Genomic DNA, 26,326 nt, shown 5'->3' with positions numbered 1-26,326 from the left:
GTGAGCCGTCCGGACTACGAGCCCTGCTCCAGGACGTACTGGGCGATCTGGGCGTGGGTGGCGTACCAGACGCCCTCCTCCAGCGCCGCATCGAACTCGTCCCGCCAGATCCCCGCCACCTCCCGCGGCGGCGGACACGCCCGCACCGTGCCGTCGAACTCCAGCAGCAGGTACGGCACGCCGTCCCTTATTCACTCGACCGGGATCTCCACGACGCCGGTCGGCTCACCGTCGGCCAGCAGCTCGTACGGCTCGTCGTCGGCCATGAGCGAGGAGTCGTACAGCAGGCCCAGCTCACGCGTGATGGCCAGGGTGTGGTCGGAGAACTCCCACGTCGAGGTGCGGATGCCGACCGAACGGGTACCCGACGGCTTCTCCAGGGTGCCCGCGGCCCGCAGGGCCAGCTCACGCTCGTCGGCCGGGTCCAGCAGCGTGTTGCTCTCGTGGATCCAGCCGTGCATCGCTACCTCGTGACCGGCGGCGACGTAGTCGCGCACCTCCTCGGGGTGCAGCAGCGACGAGACCGCAGGCATGAAGAACGAGGCCGGGACGTTGAAGCGCTCCAGCAGGCGAAGGATCCGGCGGGCGCCGACACGGGACCCGTACTCGCCCTGCGCGAGCTTGCCCGGCCCGGTCTGACCGGCGCGCAGGGCGATCGTCTGGCGCGCTGAGCGAGAGCCACGGTGGGGGAGCAGCCACGTGAAGACGCGTCCGAGGCCCGCAGCCCCAGCACGACGCCCCACCGGCAGGTGATCAGCGGACGTCCACGTAGTCGTTCACCGACGCGGCGAACAAGCGGCCGTCACCGGCGAACACGGCCCGCCAGGTCCCGTCGCGCCGAGCTGTGAAGCGGGAGCTGAACGAGCCGTAACGGTCGGTCGCCCCGCTGCCCAGGTAACCCCACTTCCTGGAACCGCGCGCCTGGAAATAGAACACGACCTCGCGCTGGCCGAGCGCCTTCGGCAGCCCAAGGTTGTCCCGCCCAGTCGGCCGCATCCAGAACAAGTAGCCGGAGAGCTTCACCGTTCCACCCTTGCGGACGGGCTCCGGCGTGGCGTTGAACAGTTCGAACCGCGTCGGATACCGCATCGTCAGGGCACGCACGACGCTCACGCTCGGCAGCGTCGAGTCGGTCAGGGCCACACGCGCCTGCCAGTCACCATCCCCAGGCGAAGGGGCGATGCACCGCCGGATCCAGCCACTCGCGTCGGAGGTCCCACAACCGTTCCTCCGCGTCCACGTCTTGCCGCCCTTCGGACGGAAGTACAACGAAACAGCGTTGTAGACATCCGTGTGCGGCTCCCACCGGGTCGTCTTCCGCTGGACCCGGATGTCGGCCTCCACCCACCCGCTCGACCTGGCATCGACGCGGACGTTCATATCGGTGATGCGAGTCTCATACCGGACGCCGTAGCGGATGGTCGGGACGCCGTCCGTGGAGTAGAGACCACTGGAGACAGCAGCGTCCACCCGCGCCGCCGCAAGGGCGACGGCGTTCGAACGGAACCGCCCGTCCGCGTCCGTCCACACCTTCAAGGAGCCACAGACCTGGCCGTTCTGACACTCGTCCAGGAGAACCCAGGCCCCGGCCACCGGCCGCCCGTCCCGCCGCTGCACCCGCCCGGTGTAGGCGAACGTGGTGCCGTAGGCGAGGACACGCGCCGGAGGCGGGTCGAGCGCCACGACCGCCGGGGTCTTCACCCCCGCCGCAACCTTGACCAGCGACGACCACGAGTCGGCGTACTGCTGCTGCCGGTAGGAGTAGTACTGCGCGGCGTAGTAGCCGCCAGAGTCCAGACGACCGGTCAGGCTGAACCGGCCATCGGCGTCCGCATGAACCTTGCCGACCTCCCGGAAGTTCAGGCAGTCGCGCACGCACCGGATCGCCACCAGCGCGTCCGCGACAGGACGCGGCGCCGCCTCGTCGGTCACGACCCGTCCGGTGAACGTCACCTCGTCGTGGTCGGCGTCCACCTGCTCGCGGGAGACACCGAAGTCCGCGATCCGCGTCTCGGTCACGGGTGCGGCATGCGCGGGCGGGACGACGGCGACCGCCCCCACCGATCCGGTCATCAGGGCCACTGTGGGCAGCACAAGACGCATCAATTCACCATTCGCGGGGGAGCGAGCCCCCAGCATGACGATCTTCACTCCTCCGGTCAAGATCAACAACAGCGGTCGGCCAGGTAGCCGGCACTCCTCTCGCACAGACCGCCTGACGGTGCGGAAGGAGCGCGGAGGGGAGGGGAGCCAGACGGCGGCCCTATGATCTGCGGCCATGACCCGTACGACTCCGCCACGCCCGGTCGACATTGCGGCCGTCTTCCCCGAACTCGCGTCCCTGGCCCGTACGACGACGCGACTGCATCCCCGGCCGGGCGCGCCGACCGTATGGGACAGCTCGGTCGGCGGCCCCCTCCTGTGGCCGGCCGACGAACCCTGGCCGGTCTGCGGCGAGGACCATGAGATGTACGGGGAACTGGAACGAACGCAGGACGTCCGGAAGCGGCGGCGCATCCTGGGAGACGCCTGGGCCCGCACACCCGTCGGCGAGCAGTTCGCGATCACCGCGGGGGAGGAGGCGGAACTGGAGCACATGGAGGCGGCAGCGCCTCCCGCGCGCCCAGAGCAGCCGATCACGATGCTGCCGATCGCTCAGCTGTATCGCCGCGACGTTCCCGATCTCGTGGCGCCGCCGGGAATGGATCTGCTCCAGGTGCTGTGGTGCCCCTTCGACCACGATGACGATGCCGGCCTGAGCTGCCCCTCACTGGTGCTGCGGTGGCGGCGGACGTCCGATGTCGTGGACGTGCTCGAACCCCAGCCCGAGCCCGAAGTGATGGAGAACGACACCTACCTGCCGGTGCCGTGCGTCCTGCATCCCGAGCAGGTGGTCGAGTACCCCGACGACGATTCCCTACCGGGGGACCTGCGGCGGAGGCTGCGAGAGTGGGAGGAGGCGAGCGGGCACAGATATCAGTACGAGCTGTCGGTCGCTAACGGCTGGAAGGTCGGCGGGTACGCCTCCTGGAGTATCACCGACCCTTACCCGGTGGTCTGCGACTGTGGAACGGACATGGAGCTCCTGCTCACGATCGCGAGCGGCGAATGGGACGGCTCCGGCAGCTGGCGGCCCGTCGAAGACGCCGCGGAGCCCACGCATCACAGCCTGCCCGCAGCCAGCTACCCCACCGGCGTCACGATCGGCCGCGGCTACAGTCTGTGGACCTTCATCTGCCCGACGTCGTTCGACCACCCGCACCAGCTGACCATGCAGTGACCACCACGCGCCGACGTCCTCGGATGAGAACCGAACAACGGGTGCCAAACCGCTCAGAATCCCCCTTCTGTCCGGTTAGGCACTCTTTGTACTGTTTGTGCCACCTGGACGTGGGCGGTGATCCTGCGCGGCCGACCATGGACGCGCGAGCTCCTCGCATCCCAGAACGTCCGTCCACACCAGGCCACCGAGGGGGAGTCCTCGGCACGGGGTACGGACGAATCGACAGGAGAGCGTCCCGTGAACGGCGACCAGTGAGCGAGCGATGATTATCGGCGCGCGGCGCGGTCGACCTCTCTAAGCAGACCAGGGAGGACGTCATGGCCTTGCAGTACCAGTGCGCGATGTCGCTCGACGGGTTCATCGCGGGACCTGGCGGCGACATGGGGTGGATGGTGGAGTACCTGACGCCTGATCCGGCAGCGGACGACCTGATGAGCGAGACCGGCGCGCTGCTGGTCGGCCGCCGCACCTTCGGTGGGGACGATCCCTACAAGGGCACCGAGCAGGAGGGCGAGCCGTACGGGGGAGGCTGGGACGGGCCGCAGTTCGTCCTGACCCACAAGATCCCCGAGCGGGCGGTCCCGGGCGTGACGTTCATGGACGACCTGGAGCGCGCCGCTGGGGCCGCACGCGAGGCGGCCGGTTCGAAGAACGTGGGCGTGCTGGGCGCCCAGGTCGCCGCGCAGTGCCTCGAGTCGGGTCTGCTGGACGAGATCTTCGTGAGCATCGTTCCCGTGCTGCTCGGTGACGGCGTCAGGCTGTTCTCGCATCCGGGCGGCCGGACGTTCCGGCTCGAGCCGATCCGGACGCGGACAACGAGCGCCGGGACGAGCTTGCTGCTCCGCGTCGTCGACTGACGTCCTGCGCGACGACGCCGCGCGTCGCGCGCCGGGCCGCAGGGTGCCCGTTTCACCCCTACTCATGGCTATCTCAGGGATGGTCGATAATGCACATTATGTTAAGTAACCTCTCCACGGCCCCGACCGGCTCCCGCGGCGGGCCAGCATCGTTCACTCCCCTGAAGGCAGATGCGGCACTCGGCGCCTTCGCGCGTCCGGTCTTGCTGGACGGGCACGCCGCCAGGGCGACGGCCATCAACTCGGACAGCGACACTCGCCCTCAACACGCGGCTCATCGACGCAACAGATGTGCTCGTCAAAGCGGGCCCACCTGGCGCCCGCCCCGGCCGCGTGTGAAGGATGCCCGTACCTCGCAGGCAAGGTTCCATTCGGCGGCCACGGCCCCGCGAAGCGACACAACGCATGGCGTTGTGTCGCCGGTCAGTCCCCTGCCGGCACGTCCGCGCCGGTGAACATCGACCCGGCGCGCTCCCGACTCCCCCAGGCCTGTAGGTCCTCACGAGCTTCGCCGTGTTGGACGCGTGGACGCGCGGCATCGCCGCCTCGAGCAGGCACACCACGGCCCTGCTCGGTCCCGCGGTGAAGCGACTCCTCCCCAACGACCTCAGGACGATCCGAGCGCATCTAAACCGAACAGAACCCCGTCCAGTGCCACGCCTCACCCCTCCGCCGAGATGAAGTCCCACCACTCCCCTACGTCGGCGCTGACGCCCGGCGGCATGCTGCCGCCCTTGCCGAGATTCAACGCACGTCCTGCAAGTGACAGCCGCGCCGTTGGCCGATGTCGGCCGTCGCGTTGACTTTGTTATTCGTAAAGCGGAACAAGCGTACGTTGCATCCGTCTCATGGCAAGTCTGGCGTCCATATTCGGACATTGCCATTCACCTGGTCGATAACGCATTGATATCGCCTTTGAGTCCATCAATACTCTCGCTTGGCCATAGGTCTACACGAGGGGAACCCATGGGAAGCAAGCGCGGCTCGGGACGGTTCGTCGGGGTCTTGGGTGTGGCAGTGCTGAGCGTGGCGATGTCGGGCATGGTGCCCGCGTCGGCGGGGCAGGGGGCGGGGCAGGCGTCCGGCGGTGGCAAGGACGCCGTCGAGTCGGTTCCGTTCAGCCACATCCCGGCGGACATCCGGCAGAAGATGCATGACCAGGTACCGCTGAAGGAGGCCGCGTCGAAGATTTCCTGGGCGGTGGAAAAGGCGGGACGGGGCGGGTACGCGGGGATCGTCCTGCAGCCCAAGTCGGTCGAGTTGTGGTGGAAGGGTAAGCTTCCCGCCTCCGTGAGTAAGGCCGTCGGTCAGGCGCGCGGCTCGGCGGCGGTCGAGGTGAAGCCCGCTCGCTACTCCCAGAACGAACTGAGGACGGCGGCCAGGGGCCTGCTGGCCGCCATGAAGAAGGATCCGGCGTATCCGATCAGCCAGGTCGCCGGGTCGCTCACCGGGGACGGGCTGGTCCTGACCACCAGGGACAGGGGGAAGGCGGCTGCGGCTCAGGCTCAGACCGTGGCGGGTGTTCCGGTGAGCTATGTCGACGGTGGCGTCGCCGGCCTGGACGGCCGGTACGACGACTACGCGCCCTACTACGGGGGTGGCGCGATCCTCAACGACGACAACCATGCGCGATGTACTGCGGGGTGGGCGGTCTCCGACGGCGGTGGGAACAGTTACCTCCTGACCGCCGGTCACTGTGGCCGTACCGGAGGCGGCTGGCACAACGGCTCCTGGACGACGCCCGGGACCGGTCTGTGGGTCGGGACGGGCGCGCAGGAGAACGTGGGGCATGACCTGCTTCTCATCGGCGCGAGTTCGGCCGGGCGTATCTGGGACGGCAGTTCTGCGGGCGACTTCACCAAGGGCGTCGTCGGCTGGGACTGGGTTTATGCGAACGAGTGGGTCTGCCAGTCCGGCTCGACCAGTGGTGCGGTCTGCGGGATCCAGAACACGTCCAACTTCACCTACGGTGGCTGGTACATCGACGCGTACGGCAACACCGAGTACTACTCCGACCTGATCGTCGCTCGTCGTACTGACGGTGGGTTGCCGAGCCAGGGTGGCGACAGTGGCGGGCCGGTCTTCTCTCTGAGCGGCGACTACAACGTCGTGGCCAACGGGACTGTCACCGCTCACGACGGCTCCACGTTCTACTACCAGGACTTCGCCACGGCCTGGCGTGACTTCGGGATCTCCGCGAAGACGGGCTGAGCGGGCGGTCAGGCCCGCCCGCGGGTGACGGTGATCGGGGCGCCGTCGGCGTAGATGAGGATTCGGTCGGCCAGCGGGCGGGTGAGCCGGACGTCGTAGACGGTCGTCCTCAACACGTCGGTGTCGATGACATGGCAATCCGGGACGGCCGCTCGGGTGGCCGTCCCGGATTGCGCAATGGTCAGACCGACCGCCACGCCCGTAGCCGATTCGAGCGCCGACGCCCGGTAGTCCTGTTTCGGAGCTCCCGGGCAGGCGGTTGGTGCCGCTGGCATGCGGACGCTCAGTGTGGTGTCGGCCGTATCCGACCGGGCATCGGACGCCATCCGCGAAGGACGTGCCCGGCCCAGCTCCCAGAACGCGTCCGGTGTGATCGCCGGCCAGGCGAACGAGCCGCCCCGGGCGGTATGGAAGATCCATGACGGGATGCGGACGCTCCCCCGGTCGGTCGGCATCGCCGCCGTCCCCAATTCCACGCGCGTGACCTCGATCGGCTCCCCTCGCGAGGCAGCACGCGCGGACATCGCATCGAAAGCGCTCTGAGCCGAGATCACGGGGTAGGCCCTTCGGCGGCCCTCCGGAAGGTCGACCTGGACGCTCCGTGAGGCCGGAGGCGGCAACTGCCGGAGCAGTCTGAACTTGTGCGCCGCGAGTGCCTCCTTATCCCGGGCCCTACGGAACTGCGCGGCGGTGGCGTTTGTCTGCTTCTTGGGACGGGTCCCCGGGCCGTCGTCGCGGGTTTTGGTGGTGAGCCTTGTCGCGGTGGGTGGACGGCAGGGGTCGTTCCGGGTTCCGTCCGGGCGCGGGTCGGTGCCGGGGAGGCGTCCAGGGAGGTGGTCAATCCCGGTGTTGTGTTTCGGCGGTTCGGGTCTCCCCTGCCGGGCCGTCCGGCGTCTGCCCAGCTGGGTCTTCGGCTGTGTTTTCGGGGGTGTTGTGGGGGGTGGGGCGGAGGACGGTGAAGGCCACGGCGGCTGCGGCGATGCCGCCGAGGGCGCCGACGATGGCGATGGTGGTCATGGCGTGGACGAAGGCGTCGCGTGCGGTGTGGGCGAGGGCGTTGTCGTGGGTGCGGGTGGCGATGGCGAGGGCGTCGCCGAGGGATTCGCGGGCGGGGCCGGTGATGGTGTGGGGCAGGGCGCGGGCGTAGGCGGTGGTGAGGACGGTGCCGAGGATGGCGACGCTGAGGGCTTGGCCGACTTGCTGGACGGTGTCGTTGACGGCGGAGCCGACTCCGGCGCGGTCTTTGGGGAGGGAGGCGAGGAGGGTTCCGTAGGCGGCGGGTCCGGCGGTGCCGCTGCCGGCGCCCATGACGACGAGGGCGGCGACGAGGTGGGTGTAGCCGTCGCCGGGGCGGATGAGGGCGAGGAGGCCGAATCCGGCGGCGAGCAGGAGGAGGCCGGTGGCGAGGGCGGTGCGGGTTCCGAGTTTGCGGTCGAGGGCGACGCCGATGCCGTTGAAGGCGATGACGGAGACGAGCATCGGCATGAAGGCGAGGCCGGTTCTGAGGGGGGTGTAGTCGAGGACGAACTGGAGGTACTGGGTGAGGGCGAGGGTGAGGCCGCCGGCGGACAGGGACATCAGGACGATGGACAGGCTGGCGCCGGTGAAGTTGCGGTCGGTGAACAGGGTGATGGGGAGCATGGGGTGGGGGGTGCGGCGTTCCCAGAGGGCGAAGCCGGTGAGGGCGAGGACGGCGACGGTGAAGCCGAGCAGGACGGTGGGGGCGGTCCAGCCGTGGCGGGCGATGTTGATGACGGCCCAGACCAGGCCGGTCATGCCGGCGGTGGACAGGAGGGCGCCGGGGAGGTCGGGGCGGGTGGCGGGGCCGCGTGATTCGGGGATGACCAGGAGGGCGGCGATGACGCCGAGGGCCGCGACGGGAAGGTTGATGAGGAAGACCGATCCCCACCAGTAGTGCTGGAGGAGGAGGCCGCCCGCGACGGGGGCGCCGAGGGCGCCGAGCATGAGGGCCGAGCTCCAGACGGCGATGGCCTTCTTGCGTTCGTCGTCGTCGAAGACGGTGGTGAGGATGGAGAGGGTGCCGGGCATGAGGAAGGCTCCGCCGATGCCCATGAGGGCGCGTGCGGTGATGAGCTGGGTGGGGGTGTCGGCGTAGGCGGCGAGGGCGGAGGCGGCGCCGAAGAAGACGAGTCCGGTGATGAGGCCGAGGCGGCGGCCGTAGCGGTCGGAGAGGGCGCCTGCGGTGAGGAGGAGTCCGGCGAACACCAGGATGTAGGCGTCGAGGATCCATTGGATGTCGGTGTTGGTGGCGCCGAGGTCGCGGATGAGTGAGGGGATCGCGACGGTGAGGACGGTGTTGTCGATGACGACGACGAGGAGGCTGAGGCAGAGGACGGCGAGGATGAGCCAGCGCCGTGGGTGGGGGGCGGTGGTGGGCATGGGTGTGGCCCGCTTCCTTTCGTACGGTGCTCGAATTTTCGAACACTCTACTAATCGTCGCACACTGTACGAGAGTGGGTAGGGTGAAGGTCCGCTCCCCCGCCCGGGACCTGGTGAGACCGAAGGACGTGTGATGCCGCGGAAGACCGACCCGATCAGCGACTCGGTGTGGATGCGTCCGGGGCGTCCACGGCGGGGCCGTCCGCAGCTCAGCCGGGGTGAGATCGTGACCGCGGCGGTGGCGCTGCTGGACACCGAGGGCCTGGACGGGTTCAGCATGCGGCGGCTCGGCGCGGCGCTGGAGGCGGGCGCGACGTCGTTGTACTTCTACGTGGACGGCAAGGACGAGCTGCTGGACCTGGCGATGGACGAGGTGCTGGGCGAGGTGCCGCTGCCGGGCCCGGAGGTGGCGTGGCGGGAGGCCGCGGCGGGGTTCGCGCGGGAGATGCGGACGATGCTGGTGCGTCATCACTGGGTGATCGGCCTGTTCGGGACGCGGATGGCGATCGGTCCGAACGCGATGCGGTTCAGTGACCGGTTCATCGCGGTGTTCACCTCGGCGGGGTTCTCCGGTCGGGACGTGGCGCGGGCGAGTTCGCTGCTGATGTCGCACGCGGTCGGCGCGGCGGCGTACGAGGCGGCGTACCGGCAGGCCACCGACGGGCTGGGCGTGGGCCGGTCGGAGCTGCTGGAGCAGCTCGACCCGTATGTCACCTCGCAGTCCGACCGGTTCCCGCACTACGCGCGCTGGTGGCAGGAGAACCGGGACGACATGCACCAGTGGAACCGTCCCGAGGACGACGCGGACTTCGGCGCCGAGCGGATCCTGGACGGCCTGGAACTGTGGCTGCACCGCGAGCACATCGAGGCGGTCTCCCCCGCCGACGTCAGGCGTCCCCCCAACGACCAGATCCGAGCCGCCACCGGCCCGAGCGGCCAGACCGCCAAGGGCTCCGCAGGCGAGCGCCCCTCAGCCGGTCACTGACCGTCGTCCACACGCCGATCCCCCACCCACCGGGCAAACCCCCTCCGGATGTCGCCCGCGTCCTGACCGATCGGCGGCGGCACGCGGGTCCGGCTCGTCGCGGCATTGCCGGAGTGGGCGGACGGTCCCCCCGGTGATCAGGCGCGTCACATTCGCCGCGCCTGAGGGCTCACCTCTGTGATCCCCGGCGATGGAATGGTGTGACCGATGGACGACAACGAGTGGCTGGCCGAGCGCTTCGAGCACCGGCCCCGGTTGCGGGCGGTGGCGTACCGCATGCTCGGTTCGCTGGCCGAGGCGGACGACGCCGTCCAGGACGCCTGGCTGCGGCTGAGCCGGTCGGACGCGGAACAGATCGACAACCTCGGTGGATGGCTGACGACCGTCGTCGCCCGGGAGTGCCTGCACATGTTGCGCTCCCGCCGACGCCGCCGGGAGGAGCCGTTCGCCACGCACCTGCCGGACCTGGTCGCCGTCCCGGCCGGTGACCTCGGCCCCGAGCAGGAGGCGTTGTTGGCCGACTCGGTGAGCCTGGCCCTGCTCCTGGTGCTCGACCGGCTCACCCCGGCCGAGCGGTTGGCGTTCGTGCTGCACGACATGTTCGAACTGCCCTTCGGGGAGATCGCCGGCATCGCGGGCCGCGCCCCGGCCGCCGCACGTCAGCTCGCCAGCCGGGCGCGGCGCCGGGTGAACGGCGCCCAGGTCCCCTCGCCCGATCCGGATCCGGCGCGCCAGCGGCAGGTCGTCGGCGCGTTCTACGCGGCCGCGTGGACCGGCGACTTCGACGCCCTCGTCCAGGTCCTTGATCCCGACGTCGTCCTGCGCACCGACTTCGGCGCCGCCCGTCCTCCGACCATCGTCCGCGGTGCCCCGGCCGTGGCCAGGCGGTCGCGCGCCCCGCGCGGCGGAGAGCTGCGCCCGGCCCTGGTCAACGGGACGGCCGGAACGTTGATCACCCGCGACGGGCGGCCGTTCTCCGTCATGGCCTTCACCGTCGCGGGCGACAAGATCGTCAGGATCGACGTGATCCGGGACCCTGACCGCGTCCATCGGCTCGCCTCCGCCGTCCTCCACCAGGCGGAGTGACCAGGGTGGTGAGCGGCTTCGCCTGATGCGGAACGCGCACCTGGCAAGGGCGCTCACCGTCCAGCACGACCCGTGCGGCCCGCCAGCCCTCGTTGGCGGACGCGCGCGGCGCGCACCTCGTTCCGGACGAGCTGCAGCCTGGTGTCGCGTGGTCTGTGGCGCGGCGTCAGGCGAGGGATTCGAGGTACTTCCTCGTTTCCGGCTTCTTGAAGTACTGCGCCCAACCCGCCGGTTGGGCGTTGAACTCGGGCTCGCGGACGGTGTGGTCGGCACCGTGCTCGACCAGCAGCCGCACGATCGACAACTCGCCCGCCGCCGCCGCGTGGTGCAGGGCGGTCGCGCCGGCGGCGCTGACGCCGTTGACGTCGAAGCCGAGTTCGACCAGCACCCGGACCGTCGCCCAGTTGCGTGCCTCGGCCGTCCGCGTGACCAGGTCCTCGTGCCGATCGGCCAGCCCGGGATCGGTGGCCAGCATCGACCGCATCGTCGTTTCGTCGGCGGACTCGGCGGCTTGTACGAACTGCACTGTGTTCTCCTCGTGTGGTTGCGCTCATGCCTATGAGCCCGGCCGACGAGGCAATGTGACAGGGGGCGTGCCGGGTGCCGGGGTCCGGCGTGCAGGTGACCGGCGACCCGCGGCAGATAGCAGGGTTCCGTCCGGGTCTTCGGCCACACCGAAACGCGGATCCCCAGCCGCGTAGCGTCGCCGTGGTTTCGGGAGTCGTGGGCCTGGTCGAGGGGTGGGGGTCCCCCTCGACCGGCTGTTGGCGGGGCGAGGGGGCGCGGGGGTTAGGCGGGGTGGGTGAGTTCGGTGCGGAGGCGGTCCAGGCCCATGGGGCCGAGGTCGAGGGCGTGCTGGTGGAACGCCTTGAGGTCGAACGCGGCGCCGTCGCGGTGGCGGGCGGTGTCGCGGGCCTCCAGCCAGATGCGTTCGCCGAGCTTGTAGGCGATGGCCTGGCCGGGGCGGCCGAGGTAGCGGTCGATCTCGAAGGCGACTTCTGCGGGGGTCATGGCGCCGCCGTGGCGGGTGAGGAACTCGCGGCCCAGGTCGGCGTTCCAGTGTTCGCCTTCGTGGAAGCCGGTTCCGGCGGGGATGGGGAGTTCCAGGTGCAGGCCGATGTCGAGGACGACGCGGGCGGCGCGGAGCTGCTGTCCGCCGGCGAGCATGCCGAGGCGGTGGGCGGGGGTCTGGTAGAAGCCGAGTTCGTCCATCAGGCGCTCGGAGTACAGGCCCCATCCCTCGCAGTGTCCGGGGTGGAGTTCGCTGGAGGTGCGCTGGAACCGGTTGAGGGTGGTGGTGTTCAGGGTGGTGATGCCGAGTTGCAGGTGGTGGCCGGGGACGCCTTCGTGGTACATGGTCGCCGGAACGGTCCAGGTGATCATGTCGGTGTCGGGGCCCGGGACGGTCCACCAGACGGTGCCGGGGCGGGACAGGTCCTCGGCGGGGGCGAGGTAGTAGATCCCGGCCGGGACGGGCGGGATGCGGCAGTCGATGGTGCGGAGGGCTTCGGGGATGGTGAAGTGGGTGCCGTCGAGGTCGTCGATGGCGCGGTCGGCGAGGTCCTGGATGTGGCGGCGGAACGCCTCGGCGCCGGTGACGCGGTGCTGGGGGTCGTTGTCGAGGGCGGTGAGGACCTCGGGGAGGGGCGCGCCGGGCAGGATCCGGGCGGCCTCCTCGGCCATGGCCGCCTCGACGCGGGCGAGTTCGGCCCAGCCCCAGGCGTAGGTCTCCTCCAGGTCCAGGGTGGTGCCGAGGTAGTCGCGGACGCCGAGGGCGTACCGGTCGCGGCCGAGGGCGTCGCGGGTGGGCGCGTGCGGGGCGATCTCGGTTTCGAGGAAGTGGGCGAAGTCGTGGAGGGCGGCCGAGGCGGCGCGTGCGGCGGTGGTGAGGGGTTCGGCGAGGGGGCCGCCGCCGTACTGGGCGTAGCGGTCGGCGAGGCCGGTGAGGTAGGCGGGCGCGGTCCGGCACACCTCGATGTTGCGGGCGACCTGGCGGAGCGCGGCGACGCGTCCGCGCTGGCGGGCGGCGGTGAGGGAGGTGGTGAGGCCGGTGAGGACGGCGGGGAACGCGGCGAGACGGGCCAGGACGGGTTCCCAGCGGGTGGCGGGGCCCTGGTCGAGGAGTTCGACGGCCTGGCGAAGTCGCTGGATCGGTCCGTCGGTGGTGTCGAGGGCCTCGTCGCGGACGCCGGCGTCGGCGAGGGCGATCTCGGTTTCGAGACGGTCGCGCAGGACACCGGCGGCGACGCGGGCGCGGGCGGAGCCGTCGAGAGAGGTCTTGTCGAGTTCGGCGAGGGTGCGCCGGGCGAGGTCGGTGCGGGCGGCGTCGCCTTCGGGGCTGTAGTCGGTGAGCCGGTCGTCCTGTCCGGCGATGCCCATCATGGCCGCCAGGCAGGGGTCGAGGGCGGCCATCTCGTCGACGTAGCGGTCGGAGAGCGCGTCCAGGGAAGAGATCATCTCCCCAGCGTAGAGCCCGGCCTGGGGCGAGTGCGGTGCGCCGTTCCGCGTCCAGGTGATCTTGTGGTTCGGGGTCAGGTGGAGTCGGTGGCGAGGCGTAGCCCGAAGCCGAGCAGCACCATGCCGGAGACGCGTTCCAGGACGCGCCGGACGCGGGGTCGCCGCAGGACTCGTCCGGCGCCTCCGGCGAGCCACACGATCGGCGTGTACCAGGCCAGGTCGACGAGCGCCCACAGCATCGACAGCGCGACGAGGGCGAGGGGGACGGACACCCCGTCGGGGACGAACTGGGGCAAGAACGACACGGCGAACACGCCCGCCTTGGGGTTGGCGAAGCTGGTCACCACTCCCTGCCGGTAACAACGTCCGACCCCGGTGGGCGCGCTCACGTCACCCGAGGCCGCGTCGGAAGCCGCGTCCGGGAAGGTGTCGGCGTCCGCGGTCGTGCGGGCGGCGCCGCGACGGGACTGCCAGAGCGCGCGCAGGCCGAACCACACCAGGACGGCGGCACCGGCGATCCGCAGGACGTCATAGGCGACACGCGAGGCGACCAGCAGCGCCGACAGACCGAGCGCGGCGGCCAGGCCCCAGGCCAGGACGCCGGTCTCGTTGCCGAGGACGGTCGCCATGCCCGCCCGCCGTCCTTCCCGCGCCGCGCGCTGGACGATCACGACGGTGCTCGGGCCCGGCACCATCGCGATGAGGAACGCCGCGCCGAGGAACGCCACCAGTTCGTTCACCACGACCTCATCCTCACCGTCGGCCGAGCGCGGTGGCAACACCACTCGCCCACGAGATCGTCAGGCGGGGCCGCGTGCCCGTCGGCAGGGGCAGGCGGAGGAGGTCAGACGGAGCCGCCGCCGTCGTCGCCGGGTGAGCCGGACGGACCGGGCGTCACCGGCGAGGTCTCGCGGGGCGTGGGCGTCGGAGACGGCGACGGGGAGGCGGGCGTGGACGGCGGGGGCGTCTCCGACGGGGACTCCAACGTCGGTTCGGGAGGCTGCGGCGGCGGGGTCTTCACCGTCGGCTGGCAGGCGAACAGCACCAGCAGCAGCACCGCCAGAACGCCCAGGACCCCCGCGAGGGTGAGGATCGCCGCGACCAGGCCGCGTTCCGGGGGCCGCGCGGCGGGCAGGCCCGCCAGGACGGGAGGTCCGGGACGGGGCGCGAGGGCCGGTTCGCCCGTCCCGCCCGCCCAGTACGGCTGGAACAGCGGCCCACGGCGGCGCACGCCGCCCCACCGGCCGCGAAGCGCGCCACGCGGGACGACCGGCTCGAGGAACCGCTCGGCTCCGACCGCGTGCCCGTCATAGGCGGTCGCGACCCAGGGCGCGGGCCCGTCGGGCTGCGCCGCCAGGATCTCCGCCACTCCCCCGGCCCCAGCTCCGGCATCCGCACCGGCTCCGTCGGCGCCGGGTGCCCCGTCGGGCGCGGCGAACACCGGACGGTCCTGGCCGTCCGCACCACCGGAACCGCCCGCGTCCGAGGCAGGGGCAGCGGCAGGAGCTGCCGAGGTGGATTCGGTGAGCGTGGACGCCGCCACCCCAGGGACCGGCCCGGGAGCGGCGAGGCTCCCCCCGCCCGAACCAGGCGCGCGGACATGACCGGGAGCGTGAGATGTTCCTGCCAGGCCCGCCAGGATCGCGGCGCGGAAGCGGTCACGGGCGGCGGCGTCGTCGGCGGCGTCCCGGGACAGGACGGCGAGGCTCGCGCGGCGTCCTTCGTCGTCGACGGCCAGGTACACGATCCCGGCCGCGTTCTCGGTGAGCCGGGCCGTCAACCGGAACGGCCCCAACCGGACAGGATCCCCGGAGGGCAGCGGCCTCGACATGCCCGTCAGCCTAACAACACCCGCCCGTTCCGGGATCCCGCCGCAGGACGCCCCGCCCACGCGGGATCGGCCGCACCGCGCGACCCGACGGGCCGTCCTCGCCCCGGGCGCCCGGCCCTGTCCGGGGTGTGGTGGCGGTAGGCCCGGGGGCAAGGGTGGGTGTTCCCCGCCACACCCCTCGGAGTGATCGCGTAAGGTCGGAAAAGGGGCCGCACCGGCATGGGGCGTCCCCGCCTGCCGTGCCCGCCGGGACGCGCGGCCGGCGCTCCCGGTCGGGTGGCGTCGCCTGCTTCCCCGGTCGCGGTGTTCCATCGTCCGTTGCCGTCCATCCAGTGAGGGACCCGCAGATGACCGTCGCCGCCCACGACGTCGACCAGGCCGCCGCGCTGCTCCAGCGGACGGTCGCGGAGGTCAAGAAGGTCATCGTCGGGCAGGAGCACATGGTCGAGCGGATGGTGGTGGCGCTCCTCGCGCGCGGCCACTGCCTGATCGAGGGTGTGCCGGGTGTCGCCAAGACCCTGGCGGTCGGGACGCTCGCGCGGGTCGTGGGCGGGACGTTCGCCCGCCTGCAGTTCACCCCGGACCTGGTGCCGTCCGACATCGTGGGGACCCGCATCTACCATCCGTCGACCGAGCAGTTCGACGTGGAGCTCGGGCCGGTGTTCGTGAACTTCGTGCTGGCCGACGAGATCAACCGGGCTCCCGCGAAGGTGCAGTCGGCGCTGCTGGAGGTCATGGCGGAGCGGCAGGTGTCGCTGGGCGGGCACACCTACGCGCTGCCGGCGCCGTTCATCGTGCTGGCGACGCAGAACCCGATCGAGTCCGAGGGCGTGTACCCGCTGCCGGAGGCGCAGCGCGACCGGTTCCTGATGAAGATCGACGTGCGGTATCCGGGGGCGCACGAGGAGCTGCAGATCCTGCGGCGGATGAGCGTGGACCCGCCCGAGGCCGACGCGCTCCTCACCCCGGACCGGCTGATCGGGTTGCAGCGCGCCGCCGAGGAGGTGTCGGTGCACGAGCTGGTCGCCGACTACATCGTGCGGCTGGTGATGGCGACGCGTGAGCCCGAGCAGTACCGGCTGCCGGACCTGCGCCCGGTGATCGAGATCGGCGCGAGTCCCCGCGCGACGCTGGGGCTGGTGGGCGCAGCGCGGGCGCTGGCGTTGCTGAACGGCCGTGACTACGTGCTGCCGGACGATGTGCGGGCGGTCGCGCGGGATGTGATGGCGCACCGGATCGTGCTGTCGTTCGACGCGCTGGCCGACGGTGTCGACACCGGTGACGTCGTGGAGCAGATCCTGGCGGCGGTGCCGCCGCCGCGGGTGGTGTGGAACCAGGGGACGGCCGCCGGCGCGGGTGCCGGGGTCGGTCAGGTGACGGCCTGATGCCTCCCGCCAGCGGCCCGCCCGGGCCACCACCGCCGCCACCGCCCGGCCCGGCGGACGGCCCCGACCATCCAGGGTCTGGCCTTCCAGGGGCTGGCGCACCGGGCGAGGGAGCGATGTGGGGGCGTCGACCCGAGTTCGCGCCGCCTCTCCCTCCCCCGGCCGAACGGTCCGGCGCGCGTGACTCGCGGCTGGCGGAGCTGGTCCCCGAGCGGACGCTGCGCCGCCTGGAGCTGTCGGTGACGCGCCGCCTGGACGGCCTGCTGAACGGTGAGCATCTCGGTCTGCTGCCGGGCCCGGGCACCGAGGTCGCCGAGGCGCGCCTGTACCAGCCGGGTGAGGACGATGTCCGGCACATGGACTGGGCGGTGACGGCCCGCACCACCACCCCGCACGTCCGGGACCTGATCGCCGACCACGAGCTGGAGGTGTGGGCGCTCGCCGACCTCACTCCGAGCATGGGGTTCGGGACGGCCCGGATGGTCAAGCGCGACCTGGCGGTGGCGGCACTGGCGGCAGTGGGGTTCCTGACCGTCCGGCTGGGTGACCGGGTCGGCGCGTACCTGCTGGACCGGGACCGGTTGCGGAGGCGTCCCGCGCGGACGGGCAAGGCCCCCCTGTACGCGCTGCTGCAGGAGGTCCTGGACACCGATCCGCACCGTCCCGGGAGCGCCCGTCCCGGCGGGGCCGTCGGCCTGCCCGGCGCGGCGGGCGGCACGTTCGGGCCGGGCGGTTTCGACACCGGCGGCGGCCCCGGCGAGGCGCGGCCGGACCTGGCGGCGGGCATCGAGGCGCTGCACCGCGGGCAGACCCGCCGCGGACTCCGCGTGATCATCTCCGACTTCCTCCCCGACGCTCCGCCCGAGGCCCCGGCGACGTCCGGTTTCGGCTGGGCGCGCCGCCGCGCGACCACCACGCCCGGGAACATCCCGCCCGGAAACGCCGTGCCCGGGTCGGGCGCGTTGCCGTGGGAGCGGCCGCTGCGGAGGCTCGCCGCGCGGCACGAGGTCCTCGCCGTGGAGATCATCGACCCGCGTGAGCTGGACCTGCCCGACATCGGCGTGGTCGAGATGACCGACCCGGAGACGGGCGCGACCCAGGAGATCCACCTGTCCCGCAAGGTCCGTGAGCGGTACGCGGCGGCGGCCGCCGCGCAGCGGGAGGCGACGCGGGTGGCGCTGCGCCGCGCGGGCGCGCACCATCTGGTGCTGCGCACCGACGGTGACTGGGTCACCGACATCGCCCGGTTCGCGTTGCGGCGCCGCCGGGCGGCCGGACGCGCCGCCGGTCACGCGGGCGGCGCTTCCCCGAGTCCGTCCTCTTCCTCCTCCTCTTCCCCCTCGACCGGCGGTTCGACCGCGGGAGCCCACGCATGACCCTCCTGTCCCCCGGACGGCTCTGGCTGCTCCTGCTGCTTCCGCTGCTGGTGGCCGTCTACGTGCTGCTGCAGCGGCGCCGTCGCGGCTACACGGTCCGGTTCACCAACCTGGCGTTGCTGTCGCAGGTCGCGCCGCGGAACCCGGGGTGGCGGCGGCATGTCGGCGCGGGCCTGTTCCTGGTGATGATCGCGCTGATGGTGGTCGGGTTCGCGCGGCCCGCCGGGACCGTGAAGGTCCCCCGCGACCGGGCGACGATCATGGTGGCGGTGGACGTGTCGCTGTCGATGATGGCCAAGGACGTCCCGCCGAGCCGGGTCGAGGCGGCCAAGTCGGCGGCGAAGAAGTTCATCGGCGAGCTGCCGTCCCGGTTCAACGTGGGGGTGGTGTCGTTCGCGGGGAACGCGAACCTGATCGCCGCGCCGTCGGCGGACCGGCAGACGGCGCTGGCGTCGATCGACCAGCTGGTGCTGGCCAAGCGGACCGCGATCGGCGAGGCGGTGTTCACCTGCCTGCAGGCCGTCCGGACCTTCGACTCCCAGGCCAGCCAGGACCCGCCGCCCTCCCACATCGTCCTGCTGTCGGACGGCGACAACACCACGGGCCGGTCGGTGCAGGAGGCGGTCGACGCGGCGCGTTCCGCGCACGTCCCGGTCTCCACGATCGCGTTCGGCACCCCGTACGGCACCGTCGACATCGAGGGTGAGACGACCGGGGTTTCGGTGAACAAGGAGACGCTGCGGTCGCTGGCCGAGTCCACCGACGGCAAGGCCTACGAGGCTGAGTCGCTGGGGCAGCTCACCGACGTGTACGCCCACATCGGCAGCTCCCTCGGGTTCAAGACCGAGCACCGCGACATCTCCGCCCGGTTCCTGGGTGTGGCGCTGCTGTTCGCGCTGGCGGCGGCGGGAACGTCCCTCGCCTGGTTCTCCCGCCTCCCCTGACCCCACCCCGCCCTCACCGGGGCGCGGGGGTCAGGCGCCGTCCTCCGCTCCCCCGCCGCCGCGCGGCGTGCCCTCCCCTGGGCCGCCGGTGCGGGACGGGGACGGGAACGGGCCGCCGCCGAGGGTGCCGGGGGCCGGTGTCCCGGGCGGAAGCCCCGTCAGTGGCGCCGGACGCGGCAGGCACGGCAGCAGGTCGGGCGGGACACGCGGCGGGGCGATCTGCAGGAGCGCCCAGGCCGCGGCGAGCCCGCACGTGGCGGCGAACAGATGTCCCAGGTCCCACAGCGAGTGGCTCCACAGGACGGGCCCGACCACCCCCACGGCCAGCCCGGCGACACCGAGCGCGAGCCACCGGCCCCGCATGAGCAGCACCGCCGCGGCGCACCCGGCGACCATGATGTAGCTGACGCCGACGTCGGTGGTCACGGCCAGGCGCGCGGGGGCGCGGCCGTTCTCCAGGGCGTGGGTCTCCACCAGGGCGGTCAGCAGGGACCCCAGGACGTGCCCGCACAGCCACACCAGCAGGATCCGCGGCGTGCCGTAACGGCGTTCGCCCCAGGCGACCACGGTGACGAACAGCGCCACGTACAGGGCGAGGCCCTCACCGTTGTCGGCGACCCACAGGGCGCTGTCGAGCAGGGCGCGCAGCGGCGCGCGGTGCAGGTTCGCCAGGTTCGTGCTCTGCAGCGTGGTGAGCAGGTCGATGAGCTTGGGCGGGGCGGAGAACTGGACGAGCGTGGACGCGGTGAAGATCGCGACGTAGGTGAACGTGGCGGGCGCGGACAGGGCCCAGGCGTGCGCGCGGCGCGTCCACGGCTCACAGAACGCCACGACCCGGCGGACCGGCTCCCACACCAGCCCGAGCGCCCGCAGGGCGTACCAGCCGGTCACGACCAGCACCAACGCGATGACCATTCCCGCCCCTCCGACCTCACCCGCCGGCCCCTGACGTTCCCACTCTTCCCCACGCGCGCGTCCGGACGGCCCCCGGCACGCCGGAACCCCGCCCCGCTCCCCCCAGGACGACCAGCCGGGTCCGACCAGTCCGCGCAAGGGTGGGGAGGGGCGGCCGGGCAGGGGCTGCGCGCGGCCGTGCCGAGGGCCGTGCAGGGGTGTGTGGGGTGGCGCGAGTGCTGCTGCGGCACTGATACGGTCACCCGACGTGGGGGAACACTATTTCGAGGCCAGGCCCGGAACGCCGTCGCGTCCGCGGTCGGTCGATCTCGTCCTGCCCGACCTGCACCTTCGGCTGCGGACCGACTCGGGCATGTTCTCCCCCGACCGGCTCGACCCCGGCACGCGGATCCTGCTGGAGACCGTCCCGCCGCCGCCCGCCCACGGCACCCTCCTGGACGTCGGCTGCGGTTACGGCCCGATCGCGTTGACGATGGCCAAACGCGCCCCCGGCGCGACCGTGATCGGCGTGGACGTCAACGAACGCGCGCTGGAGCTGGCGCGGGACAACGCCGCGTCCACGGACACGGGCAATGCCCGGTTCCTCCTGCCGGGCGAGGTCGACCCGGAGCTGCGGTTCTCCGCGCTGTGGTCCAACCCGCCGATCCGGATCGGGAAGCCCGCCCTCCACGACCTGCTGCTGACCTGGCTGCCGCGCCTCACCCCGGACGGGGCCGCGCACCTGGTCGTGCAGAAGCACCTCGGATCGGACTCCCTGCAGCGCTGGCTGGAGCAGCAGGGGTTCCCGACCCGCCGCATCGCCTCACGCTCCGCCTACCGGGTCCTGCACGTCGCGGCCCGTCCGCAGGAAGGTCACCTCTGATGAGCACCGCACGCGACACCGCCGGTTCCGCCTCCCGCGACGGGGCCCGGGGCGGGGCCCGCGACAGCGGCCAGTCCGCGCGCCGGCAGCTGCGGCCCACCGACGTCAAGCGCCTGAACCGGGACTGGCGCCGCCGCACCGACGGGCGGCTGGGGCTGCTGGTGGAGTCGGTGACGCAGCCGTTCAACATGGGCTCGATCATCCGCAGCGCGGCGGTGTTCGGCGTGGAGCACCTGTGGCTGGCGGGGAACGCGATCGACCCCGACCACCGCAACGTCGCCAAGACGGCGCTGGGCACCGAGCGGCTGGTGCCGTGGGACCACGCGGGGACGGCGGCCGAGGCCGCCGCGGCGGTCCGCGCGAACGGCATGCGGCTGGTCGCGGTGGAGCTGACCGGCGACGCCGTCCCGCTGCACGAGGCGCCGCTGGACGGGGACGTGTGCCTGGCGGTCGGCGGCGAGGACCACGGCTGCTCCCCCGCCCTGCTCGCCGCCGCCGACGCGGTCGCCTACATCCCCCAGATCGGACGGGTCGGGTCGCTGAACGTGGCGGTCGCGACGGCCGTGGCGCTCGCCGAGGCCCGCCGCCGCGAATGGTCCGCCCCCACCACCTGACCTCCCCCCACGGGCTCGATGAACCGGGGGGCCGGGTTCAGGCGGTGAAGGTCTCCATGAGGGCGGCGAACTCCGGCAGGGAGATCCGGCCGTCGCGGTCCCCGTCGGCCTGCACGACCACCTCGACCGCGCGCGTCTCGGAGATGTCCTGCCCGAGCGCGCGCATGAGGCTCTTCAGCTCGGCGGGCGAGATCTGCCCGTCGCCGTCGACGTCCACCAGCTCGAACGTCGCGCGGTACTGCTCCGGATCGGCCATCGGCCCTCCCCTTCGGTTCAGGTGTCACCAGGTCGGCAAGCGACCGTAGCACCACCCGCCGCCCCCACCCCCACCGGATCCGCTCCCCAGTCCCGCCTCACCGCTTCACGCCTAGGATGGGCTGCCTGCGGACACGGGACGGTTGCACTGCGCAGCACGATCCGGCGGGCGACGACGGGGTGGCCACCATGCCTCTCGAGGGCGAGTACGGGCCGAGTCCGGCCCAGTGGATACGCGAACAGGTCGAGCTGTACGAAAGTTCCGGCGGCACGCGGGGGACGACGCTGTGGGACACCGGCCTGCCCGTCGTCATCCTCACGATGCGCGGCGCGCGGAGCGGCAGGCTCCGAAAGATCCCGCTGATGCGCGTGGAGCACGAGGGGCAGTACGCGGCCGTGGCGTCCAAGGGCGGCTTCCCGAGCCATCCGGACTGGTACTTCAACCTCCGGTCCGACCCGCGCGTGGAACTCCGGGACGGCGCCGTGTGCCAGGACATGACGGCCCGTGAGGTCACCGGGGACGAGAGGGCCGAGTGGTGGAAGCGCGCCGTCGCCGCGTTTCCGACGTACGCGGAATACCAGGAGATGACCGACCGTGTGATCCCCGTCTTCGTGCTGGCCCCGTCCGCGTAGCAGCGCCTGACGGCCTCAAAGAGCCCGCCGGGACAAGGGTGAGGCCCCGGGCGGGATGCCTCGGGGCCTCATGACGAGCGGCGCGCGTCGCGGCGTGCCGCGCGCGGGTCAGCGGGCGCGGTCATAGACCAGGGTCATCTCGCCGCGTTCGCCGGTGTCCTGACGGGCCAGGGTCCACCGGGTCGCGGGCAGGCCGTCCTCGAACAGCCGCCGACCCTCCCCCATGATCTCCGGGACCACCATCAGGTAGAGGCGGTCGACCAGGTCCGCCGCGAGCAGCGGCTTGATGATGCTGGGGCTGCTGTTGACCAGGATGTCGCCGTCACCCTCGGCCTTCAGCTCGGTGATGACGTCGGCGGCCGGCGCGTTCACCACGCGGGCCCGCTCCCAGGGCGCCTCGGTGAGGGTGCGGGAGAACACGACCTTGTCGACGTCCACGAGCCACTTGGCGTAGGCGCGGTCGCGCGGGTCGGCGTCCTCGTCGGACGCCAGCGGCGGCCAGTACTGCAGGAACCCCTCGGCGCTGGACCGGCCGAGGACGGCCGTGGTGGCGTTCTCGGTGAGGCGGACCAGGTGGTCGCGCGAGGTGTCGGTGGTGGCGTACGGGACGATCGCGGAAAGGTCCAGGGACCCGCCCGCGCCGTGGTAGCGGCCGTCCAGGCTGAGGCCGAGGTTCGCGGTCACGCGGCGTCCGGTCGAAGTGGTCATGATGCGCTCCTGTTCACGATGTCGATGCTGCTGTCGGTGTCGCTGTTGCTGTCGGTGTCGCTGTTGCTGTTTTCGCTGTCGTGGGGTGTGGCGAGGGTCGCGGCGAGGCGGTCGAGGCTCTGCCCGAAGCCGATCTCGATTCCGGCGATGAAGTCGGCGGCGTCGACGGTGCTGTCGGTGATCCGGTAGTGCACGTCGAGCTCGGTGCGGGGCGCGCCGCCGCCCGGGCCGGGGGCGGCGGGGTGGAGGAGCAGTTCGAGGTGGGAGGTGAAGGCGGGGCCGCCGTCGGGGAGCCGCGGGACGGTCCGGAACACCAGACGCTCACCGGGGCGGACGTCCTCGACGGTGCCGTCGGCGCGTCCGAGGGGGGTGTCGGAGCCGTCGACGTCCTCGGCGTCGCGGTACTCCTGGACGATCCGCCCGCCCGGCCGCGCCTCGAACACCAGCTCCGACATCCGCAGCCCGTCGGGCGTCCACCAGCGGGCGAGCAGCGCCGGGTCGGTGAGGTGCCGCCAGACACGGTCGACGGCGCCGGCCAGGGTGCGGTGGAAGTGGAAGGTGCGGCCGTCGGCCCACCCGGGGTTCTGGGCGGCGGCGAGGCGTTCGGCGACGGCGCGGCCGTGGTGGTCCAGGGCCGCGCCGAACCCGCCGTCGCGTTCGGCGGTGTCGGCGAGGCGGGTGAGTTCGGCCGCCAGGTCCCGCAGCGGGCCGGGACTCAGCGCGTACACGCGGCGCTGCCCGACGCGCAGGGAGGTGACGATCCCGGCGCGCTCGAGCGTCTGCAGATGCTTGGACGTCTGCGGCTGCCGCGCGCCGGCGAGACGGGCGAGGACGCCGACGGGGCGGGGCCGCTCGGCCAGCAGCGCCACCAGGCGCCAGCGGGCCGGATCGGCCAGTGCGGAGACAAGTGCGTCCATGCCCCCGAGTATTCCCTTAGAAGAATATTCCTGTCAAGGAATACAGTGGGGTGTCGGGGATGTCAGTGGCGACTGAACGGCGTCTCCGCCTCCACCCGGGTCAACTTCGCCGGGTTGCGGACGTAGTACAGACCCGTGATCCGCCCGTCCTCACCACCGACCGCGACCGCCAGGACCCCGTCGATCACCCCGTCCAGCCGCAACACCAGCGCCGGACTACCGTTCACGACGGTGTGATGCGCGCTCACCCCGGCGCCGAACCTGCCGATCCCCCCAAGGATGTACCGGCCGACCTTCTCCGCGCCCGCGATCGGCCGAGGTGCCGCGTGCCTCACACCCCCGCCGTCACCGACCAGCACGATGTCCGGCGCGAGGACGTCCAGGAGCCGCTGCAGGTCCCCGGTCTCCAGCGCCCGCTGGAACGACTCCAGCACCGCCCGCGTCTCCCCCGCGGTGACCGTCCGCCGGGGACGGCGCGCGTCGACGTGCCGCCGCGCCCGGTAGGCGATCTGCCGGACCGCCGCCGGGCTCTTCCCGACGGCCTCGGCGATCTCGTCGTAGCCGACGTCGAACGCCTCGTGCAGCACGAACACCGCCCGCTCGGTCGGCCCCAGCGTCTCCAGCACCAGCATCAACGCCATCGACATGCTCTCCGCCAGCTCCACGTCCTCCGCGACGTCCGGGGCGGTCAGCACCGGCTCGGGCAACCACGGCCCCACATAGGACTCCTTGCGGCGCGTCATCGTCCGCAGCCGGTTCAGCGCCTGCCGCGTGGTGATCCGGATCAGGTACGCCCGCGCGTCCCGCACCTGCTCCAGGTCGGTCCGCACCCACCGCAACCACGTCTCCTGCAGGACGTCCTCGGCGTCGGCGGCCGAGCCGAGCATCTCGTAGGCCACGGTGAACAGCAGGTTCCGGTGCGCGACGAACGCGCCGGTCGCCGCGTCCACATCCACCTCCGCGTCGCCGACGTCGCCGGCCACGTCGCCCTCCGCGTCCGGCTCCGTGGGCGCGCCCGCCGCGGCCTCCTCGACCTGGCCGTCCACCGCGCCGAAGACCGGTCCGCCGCCGTTCCGCTCGCCGTTTCGCTGCTCGCTCATGTCGCCGTCCTCGTCCATCCTGATCCGTGCGCCCCCGCCCGGGGATTCGGTAACAAGACACCGCCCGGACGTCCCCCATAACACCCTGTGACCACGATCACCGACCGGCACCGGCGCGGCACCGGCACAGAGGCGGCGCGGAGGCGGCATGGCAGGTCAGTGTGCCGCGCCCGCCGCACCACGCACAGACGAAGATCACCTGTGGGAGACTGGCGCGCTCGACGATGTGCGGTGCGACAAGACCCGGGGGGCCGGCCATGAGCGTTGTGCGGATCACGCGTCCCAACGCGCGTTTCCAGCAGTGGGAGGCGCTGCTGCGGAACCAGAACAAGCGCCAGCGCGCCGGAGAGTTCCTCCTGCAGGGCGTCCGCCCCATCGGCCTGGCCGTCGAACACGGCTGGCCCGTCCGCGCGGTCATCTACGACGCCGACCGGCCCCTGTCACGCTGGGCCGAGGACATCCTGCGCGAGGCCGGCGGCGGACGCGTCGCGATGTCCCCCGACCTGCTGCTCCAGCTCAGCGGCAAGGAACAGCAGACCCCCGAGCTCGTCGCCGTCGTCGAACTCCCCGCCGACGACCTCTCCCGCATCCCCGTCACCCCCGGCTTCCTCGGCGCCGTGTTCGACCGGCCCACCGGACCCGGCAACATCGGCACCCTGATCCGGTCCCTCGACGCGTTCGGCGGCGCCGGACTCATCGTCACCGGCCACGCCGCCGACCCCTACGACCCCAAGGCCGTCCGCGCGTCCACCGGCTCGCTGCTCGCGCTGCCCGTCGTCCGCGTCCGCTCCCACCGCGAGGTCCTGGACTGGACCGGCGAACTCCACGCCACCGGGAACCCCGTCCAGATCGTCGGAACCGACGAGAACGGCGACCGCGACATCGCCGACGTCGACCTCACCCGCCCCACCCTCCTGGTGATCGGGAACGAGACCAACGGCCTCAGCGCCGGATGGCGTGACGGCTGCGACATCATGGCCCGCATCCCCATCGGCGGCGCCGCCAGCTCCCTCAACGCGGCCAACGCCGCCACCGTCGCCCTCTACGAGGCGACCCGCCAACGCAACCGCCGCTGACAACAAAAGGCGCCGGATCCTCACGGCCCGGAGAACCCGAGCCCGCGAAGATCCGGCGCCCCTTCGGCACCTGTGGTCAGAGCGTGGCCAGCCCCAGCGCCACCGGAGCGACGGCCACCAGCAGCAGAACACCCGGGACCGGCGCGCCCTTGACGTCACGGGCCCGCAGATGCGTCACCACGGCACCCGCGAAGTACAGCACCACACCGGCCCCCGCGGCGACGCCCAGCGGCCGGAACCCGATCCCCGCGAGCAACCCCAGCGCCCCGGCGATCTCCAGCGCCGCCAGCCGCGGGAACCACCCCTCCGGAACACCCACCGCGGTCAACCCCGCGGTGATCTTCGGATCCTTGACGAGCTTCGCCCGCCCCGACCCGGCCAGCACCACCGCCATCACGACGGCCGCGACGATATAAGCGACGAACATCACG

27 protein-coding genes are annotated in these 26,326 nt (G+C 72.1%); 12 read left to right on the top strand and 15 right to left on the bottom strand.

Going from position 1 to position 26,326, the window contains the following annotated elements:
• Positions 1–14 precede the first annotated feature (14 nt).
• From P696_RS57250 to P696_RS0103235, 3 genes are read right to left on the bottom strand one after another with little or no spacing between them, the layout of a single operon-like run.
• Positions 15–179 (bottom strand): hypothetical protein, encoded by a 165-nt coding sequence (locus P696_RS57250; RefSeq protein ID WP_211245590.1) that lies wholly within the window; start codon positions 177–179, stop codon positions 15–17.
• Positions 180–191: 12 nt separating this feature from the next.
• Positions 192–743, bottom strand: a complete 552-nt coding sequence (locus P696_RS42940; RefSeq protein ID WP_051466698.1) for a polysaccharide deacetylase family protein — start codon at positions 741–743, stop codon at positions 192–194.
• A 10-nt stretch (positions 744–753) separates the two neighbouring features.
• On the bottom strand, positions 754–2,073 hold the full coding sequence (locus P696_RS0103235; RefSeq protein ID WP_157429483.1) for a hypothetical protein: 1,320 nt from the start codon (positions 2,071–2,073) through the stop codon (positions 754–756).
• A gap of 205 nt (positions 2,074–2,278) precedes the next feature.
• Between P696_RS0103235 and P696_RS0103230 the strand changes: the two genes are divergently transcribed.
• The 3 genes from P696_RS0103230 (at position 2,279) to P696_RS0103210 (ending at position 6,351) form a co-directional block, all read left to right on the top strand.
• The gene (locus tag P696_RS0103230) at positions 2,279–3,280 is read left to right on the top strand and encodes a hypothetical protein (protein ID WP_026411202.1); all 1,002 of its coding nucleotides are present in this window, start codon (positions 2,279–2,281) and stop codon (positions 3,278–3,280) included.
• Between the two features lie 320 nt (positions 3,281–3,600).
• Positions 3,601–4,140, top strand: a complete 540-nt coding sequence (locus P696_RS0103225; protein WP_026411201.1) for a dihydrofolate reductase family protein — start codon at positions 3,601–3,603, stop codon at positions 4,138–4,140.
• A 966-nt stretch (positions 4,141–5,106) separates the two neighbouring features.
• Positions 5,107–6,351: a chymotrypsin family serine protease gene (locus tag P696_RS0103210; protein WP_157429482.1), complete on the top strand. Its 1,245-nt coding sequence runs from the start codon at positions 5,107–5,109 to the stop codon at positions 6,349–6,351.
• Positions 6,352–6,359: 8 nt separating this feature from the next.
• On the opposite strand, the gene P696_RS0103205 is transcribed toward P696_RS0103210, so the two are convergent.
• Entirely contained in the window at positions 6,360–6,905 is a 546-nt protein-coding gene (locus P696_RS0103205) for a hypothetical protein (protein WP_026411199.1), read from the bottom strand.
• Positions 6,906–7,188: 283 nt separating this feature from the next.
• Entirely contained in the window at positions 7,189–8,751 is a 1,563-nt protein-coding gene (locus P696_RS42935) for an MFS transporter (RefSeq protein ID WP_051466694.1), read from the bottom strand.
• A 133-nt stretch (positions 8,752–8,884) separates the two neighbouring features.
• On the opposite strand from P696_RS42935, the gene P696_RS42930 reads away from it, so the two are divergent.
• Complete coding sequence (locus tag P696_RS42930) at positions 8,885–9,736, top strand: TetR/AcrR family transcriptional regulator (RefSeq protein ID WP_051466692.1); 852 nt, start codon at positions 8,885–8,887, stop codon at positions 9,734–9,736.
• 207 nt (positions 9,737–9,943) lie between these two features.
• Positions 9,944–10,822 (top strand): sigma-70 family RNA polymerase sigma factor, encoded by an 879-nt coding sequence (locus P696_RS0103190; protein WP_026411198.1) that lies wholly within the window; start codon positions 9,944–9,946, stop codon positions 10,820–10,822.
• A gap of 166 nt (positions 10,823–10,988) precedes the next feature.
• On the opposite strand, the gene P696_RS0103185 is transcribed toward P696_RS0103190, so the two are convergent.
• The 4 genes from P696_RS0103185 to P696_RS57245 all read right to left on the bottom strand — a co-directional run bounded on the left by P696_RS0103185 (position 10,989) and on the right by P696_RS57245 (position 15,110).
• Positions 10,989–11,348 carry an ankyrin repeat domain-containing protein gene (locus tag P696_RS0103185; RefSeq protein WP_026411197.1) on the bottom strand — a complete coding sequence of 120 codons (360 nt, stop codon included), beginning with the start codon at positions 11,346–11,348 and terminating at the stop codon, positions 10,989–10,991.
• Positions 11,349–11,611: 263 nt separating this feature from the next.
• The gene (locus P696_RS0103180; RefSeq protein ID WP_034482780.1) at positions 11,612–13,279 is read right to left on the bottom strand and encodes a DUF885 domain-containing protein; all 1,668 of its coding nucleotides are present in this window, start codon (positions 13,277–13,279) and stop codon (positions 11,612–11,614) included.
• 74 nt (positions 13,280–13,353) lie between these two features.
• On the bottom strand, positions 13,354–14,022 hold the full coding sequence (locus P696_RS0103175; RefSeq protein ID WP_026411195.1) for a LysE family translocator: 669 nt from the start codon (positions 14,020–14,022) through the stop codon (positions 13,354–13,356).
• Between the two features lie 101 nt (positions 14,023–14,123).
• Positions 14,124–15,110, bottom strand: coding sequence for a hypothetical protein (locus P696_RS57245; protein WP_026411194.1), 987 nt, complete (start codon positions 15,108–15,110; stop codon positions 14,124–14,126).
• Positions 15,111–15,457: 347 nt separating this feature from the next.
• On the opposite strand from P696_RS57245, the gene P696_RS42920 reads away from it, so the two are divergent.
• From P696_RS42920 to P696_RS0103155, 3 genes are all read left to right on the top strand, one after another.
• Positions 15,458–16,495: an AAA family ATPase gene (locus tag P696_RS42920; RefSeq protein WP_051466688.1), complete on the top strand. Its 1,038-nt coding sequence runs from the start codon at positions 15,458–15,460 to the stop codon at positions 16,493–16,495.
• Between the two features lie 116 nt (positions 16,496–16,611).
• Positions 16,612–17,871 (top strand): DUF58 domain-containing protein, encoded by a 1,260-nt coding sequence (locus P696_RS53890; RefSeq protein ID WP_084336705.1) that lies wholly within the window; start codon positions 16,612–16,614, stop codon positions 17,869–17,871.
• A complete protein-coding gene (locus tag P696_RS0103155) occupies positions 17,868–18,815 on the top strand; it encodes a VWA domain-containing protein (RefSeq protein WP_026411193.1) in 948 nt (315 codons plus the stop codon). The genes P696_RS53890 and P696_RS0103155 overlap by 4 nt, the downstream gene beginning before the upstream one ends.
• A 30-nt stretch (positions 18,816–18,845) precedes the next feature.
• Here the strand turns inward: P696_RS0103155 and P696_RS42910 are convergent, their stop codons facing one another.
• Complete coding sequence (locus tag P696_RS42910; RefSeq protein ID WP_064743852.1) at positions 18,846–19,730, bottom strand: rhomboid-like protein; 885 nt, start codon at positions 19,728–19,730, stop codon at positions 18,846–18,848.
• 247 nt (positions 19,731–19,977) lie between these two features.
• Between P696_RS42910 and P696_RS0103145 the strand changes: the two genes are divergently transcribed.
• Positions 19,978–20,592, top strand: coding sequence for a class I SAM-dependent methyltransferase (locus P696_RS0103145; protein ID WP_026411192.1), 615 nt, complete (start codon positions 19,978–19,980; stop codon positions 20,590–20,592).
• The gene (locus P696_RS0103140) at positions 20,592–21,206 is read left to right on the top strand and encodes a TrmH family RNA methyltransferase (RefSeq protein WP_084336703.1); all 615 of its coding nucleotides are present in this window, start codon (positions 20,592–20,594) and stop codon (positions 21,204–21,206) included. The genes P696_RS0103145 and P696_RS0103140 overlap by 1 nt, the downstream gene beginning before the upstream one ends.
• A 37-nt stretch (positions 21,207–21,243) precedes the next feature.
• Here the strand turns inward: P696_RS0103140 and P696_RS0103135 are convergent, their stop codons facing one another.
• Positions 21,244–21,462, bottom strand: a complete 219-nt coding sequence (locus P696_RS0103135; RefSeq protein ID WP_026411190.1) for an EF-hand domain-containing protein — start codon at positions 21,460–21,462, stop codon at positions 21,244–21,246.
• A gap of 188 nt (positions 21,463–21,650) precedes the next feature.
• Here P696_RS0103135 and P696_RS0103130 point away from each other — a divergent pair, with 188 nt between their 5' ends.
• A complete protein-coding gene (locus P696_RS0103130; RefSeq protein WP_026411189.1) occupies positions 21,651–22,094 on the top strand; it encodes a nitroreductase family deazaflavin-dependent oxidoreductase in 444 nt (147 codons plus the stop codon).
• Between the two features lie 108 nt (positions 22,095–22,202).
• Here P696_RS0103130 and P696_RS0103125 read toward each other — a convergent pair whose 3' ends face one another.
• The 3 genes from P696_RS0103125 to P696_RS0103115 form a co-directional block, all read right to left on the bottom strand.
• Positions 22,203–22,802: a dihydrofolate reductase family protein gene (locus P696_RS0103125; RefSeq protein ID WP_026411188.1), complete on the bottom strand. Its 600-nt coding sequence runs from the start codon at positions 22,800–22,802 to the stop codon at positions 22,203–22,205.
• A complete protein-coding gene (locus P696_RS42905; RefSeq protein ID WP_034482778.1) occupies positions 22,799–23,719 on the bottom strand; it encodes a metalloregulator ArsR/SmtB family transcription factor in 921 nt (306 codons plus the stop codon). The genes P696_RS0103125 and P696_RS42905 overlap by 4 nt, the downstream gene beginning before the upstream one ends.
• Positions 23,720–23,781: 62 nt before the next feature.
• On the bottom strand, positions 23,782–24,819 hold the full coding sequence (locus P696_RS0103115; RefSeq protein WP_084336809.1) for an RNA polymerase sigma-70 factor: 1,038 nt from the start codon (positions 24,817–24,819) through the stop codon (positions 23,782–23,784).
• A 257-nt stretch (positions 24,820–25,076) separates the two neighbouring features.
• Between P696_RS0103115 and P696_RS0103110 the strand changes: the two genes are divergently transcribed.
• Positions 25,077–25,895, top strand: a complete 819-nt coding sequence (locus P696_RS0103110; RefSeq protein WP_026411186.1) for a TrmH family RNA methyltransferase — start codon at positions 25,077–25,079, stop codon at positions 25,893–25,895.
• A 76-nt stretch (positions 25,896–25,971) separates the two neighbouring features.
• Here the strand turns inward: P696_RS0103110 and P696_RS0103105 are convergent, their stop codons facing one another.
• Entirely contained in the window at positions 25,972–26,322 is a 351-nt protein-coding gene (locus tag P696_RS0103105; RefSeq protein ID WP_026411185.1) for a DoxX family protein, read from the bottom strand.
• Positions 26,323–26,326: the final 4 nt, after the last annotated feature.

Origin of the sequence: Actinomadura oligospora ATCC 43269 (assembly GCF_000518265.1) — a bacterium.
GTDB classification, from domain to species: domain Bacteria; phylum Actinomycetota; class Actinomycetes; order Streptosporangiales; family Streptosporangiaceae; genus Spirillospora; species Spirillospora oligospora.
The sequence above is the reverse complement of the archived record's forward strand: the minus strand, read 5'-3'. Positions and strand labels throughout refer to the sequence as shown.

Coding starts and splice junctions, on each gene's coding strand:
- P696_RS57245 (WP_026411194.1), bottom strand. CDS start 15,110: ATGTCGAGGCCGCTGCCCTCCGGGGATCCTGTCCGGTTGGGGCCGTTC.
- P696_RS0103210 (WP_157429482.1), top strand. CDS start 5,107: ATGGGAAGCAAGCGCGGCTCGGGACGGTTCGTCGGGGTCTTGGGTGTG.
- P696_RS0103190 (WP_026411198.1), top strand. CDS start 9,944: ATGGACGACAACGAGTGGCTGGCCGAGCGCTTCGAGCACCGGCCCCGG.
- P696_RS0103115 (WP_084336809.1), bottom strand. CDS start 24,819: ATGAGCGAGCAGCGAAACGGCGAGCGGAACGGCGGCGGACCGGTCTTC.
- P696_RS0103140 (WP_084336703.1), top strand. CDS start 20,592: ATGAGCACCGCACGCGACACCGCCGGTTCCGCCTCCCGCGACGGGGCC.
- P696_RS0103125 (WP_026411188.1), bottom strand. CDS start 22,802: ATGACCACTTCGACCGGACGCCGCGTGACCGCGAACCTCGGCCTCAGC.
- P696_RS0103180 (WP_034482780.1), bottom strand. CDS start 13,279: ATGATCTCTTCCCTGGACGCGCTCTCCGACCGCTACGTCGACGAGATG.
- P696_RS42910 (WP_064743852.1), bottom strand. CDS start 19,730: ATGGTCATCGCGTTGGTGCTGGTCGTGACCGGCTGGTACGCCCTGCGG.
- P696_RS0103230 (WP_026411202.1), top strand. CDS start 2,279: ATGACCCGTACGACTCCGCCACGCCCGGTCGACATTGCGGCCGTCTTC.
- P696_RS0103105 (WP_026411185.1), bottom strand. CDS start 26,322: ATGTTCGTCGCTTATATCGTCGCGGCCGTCGTGATGGCGGTGGTGCTG.
- P696_RS42935 (WP_051466694.1), bottom strand. CDS start 8,751: ATGCCCACCACCGCCCCCCACCCACGGCGCTGGCTCATCCTCGCCGTC.
- P696_RS0103135 (WP_026411190.1), bottom strand. CDS start 21,462: ATGGCCGATCCGGAGCAGTACCGCGCGACGTTCGAGCTGGTGGACGTC.
- P696_RS0103235 (WP_157429483.1), bottom strand. CDS start 2,073: ATGACCGGATCGGTGGGGGCGGTCGCCGTCGTCCCGCCCGCGCATGCC.
- P696_RS42930 (WP_051466692.1), top strand. CDS start 8,885: ATGCCGCGGAAGACCGACCCGATCAGCGACTCGGTGTGGATGCGTCCG.
- P696_RS0103225 (WP_026411201.1), top strand. CDS start 3,601: ATGGCCTTGCAGTACCAGTGCGCGATGTCGCTCGACGGGTTCATCGCG.
- P696_RS42920 (WP_051466688.1), top strand. CDS start 15,458: ATGACCGTCGCCGCCCACGACGTCGACCAGGCCGCCGCGCTGCTCCAG.
- P696_RS0103130 (WP_026411189.1), top strand. CDS start 21,651: ATGCCTCTCGAGGGCGAGTACGGGCCGAGTCCGGCCCAGTGGATACGC.
- P696_RS42905 (WP_034482778.1), bottom strand. CDS start 23,719: ATGGACGCACTTGTCTCCGCACTGGCCGATCCGGCCCGCTGGCGCCTG.
- P696_RS0103110 (WP_026411186.1), top strand. CDS start 25,077: ATGAGCGTTGTGCGGATCACGCGTCCCAACGCGCGTTTCCAGCAGTGG.
- P696_RS53890 (WP_084336705.1), top strand. CDS start 16,612: ATGTGGGGGCGTCGACCCGAGTTCGCGCCGCCTCTCCCTCCCCCGGCC.
- P696_RS0103155 (WP_026411193.1), top strand. CDS start 17,868: ATGACCCTCCTGTCCCCCGGACGGCTCTGGCTGCTCCTGCTGCTTCCG.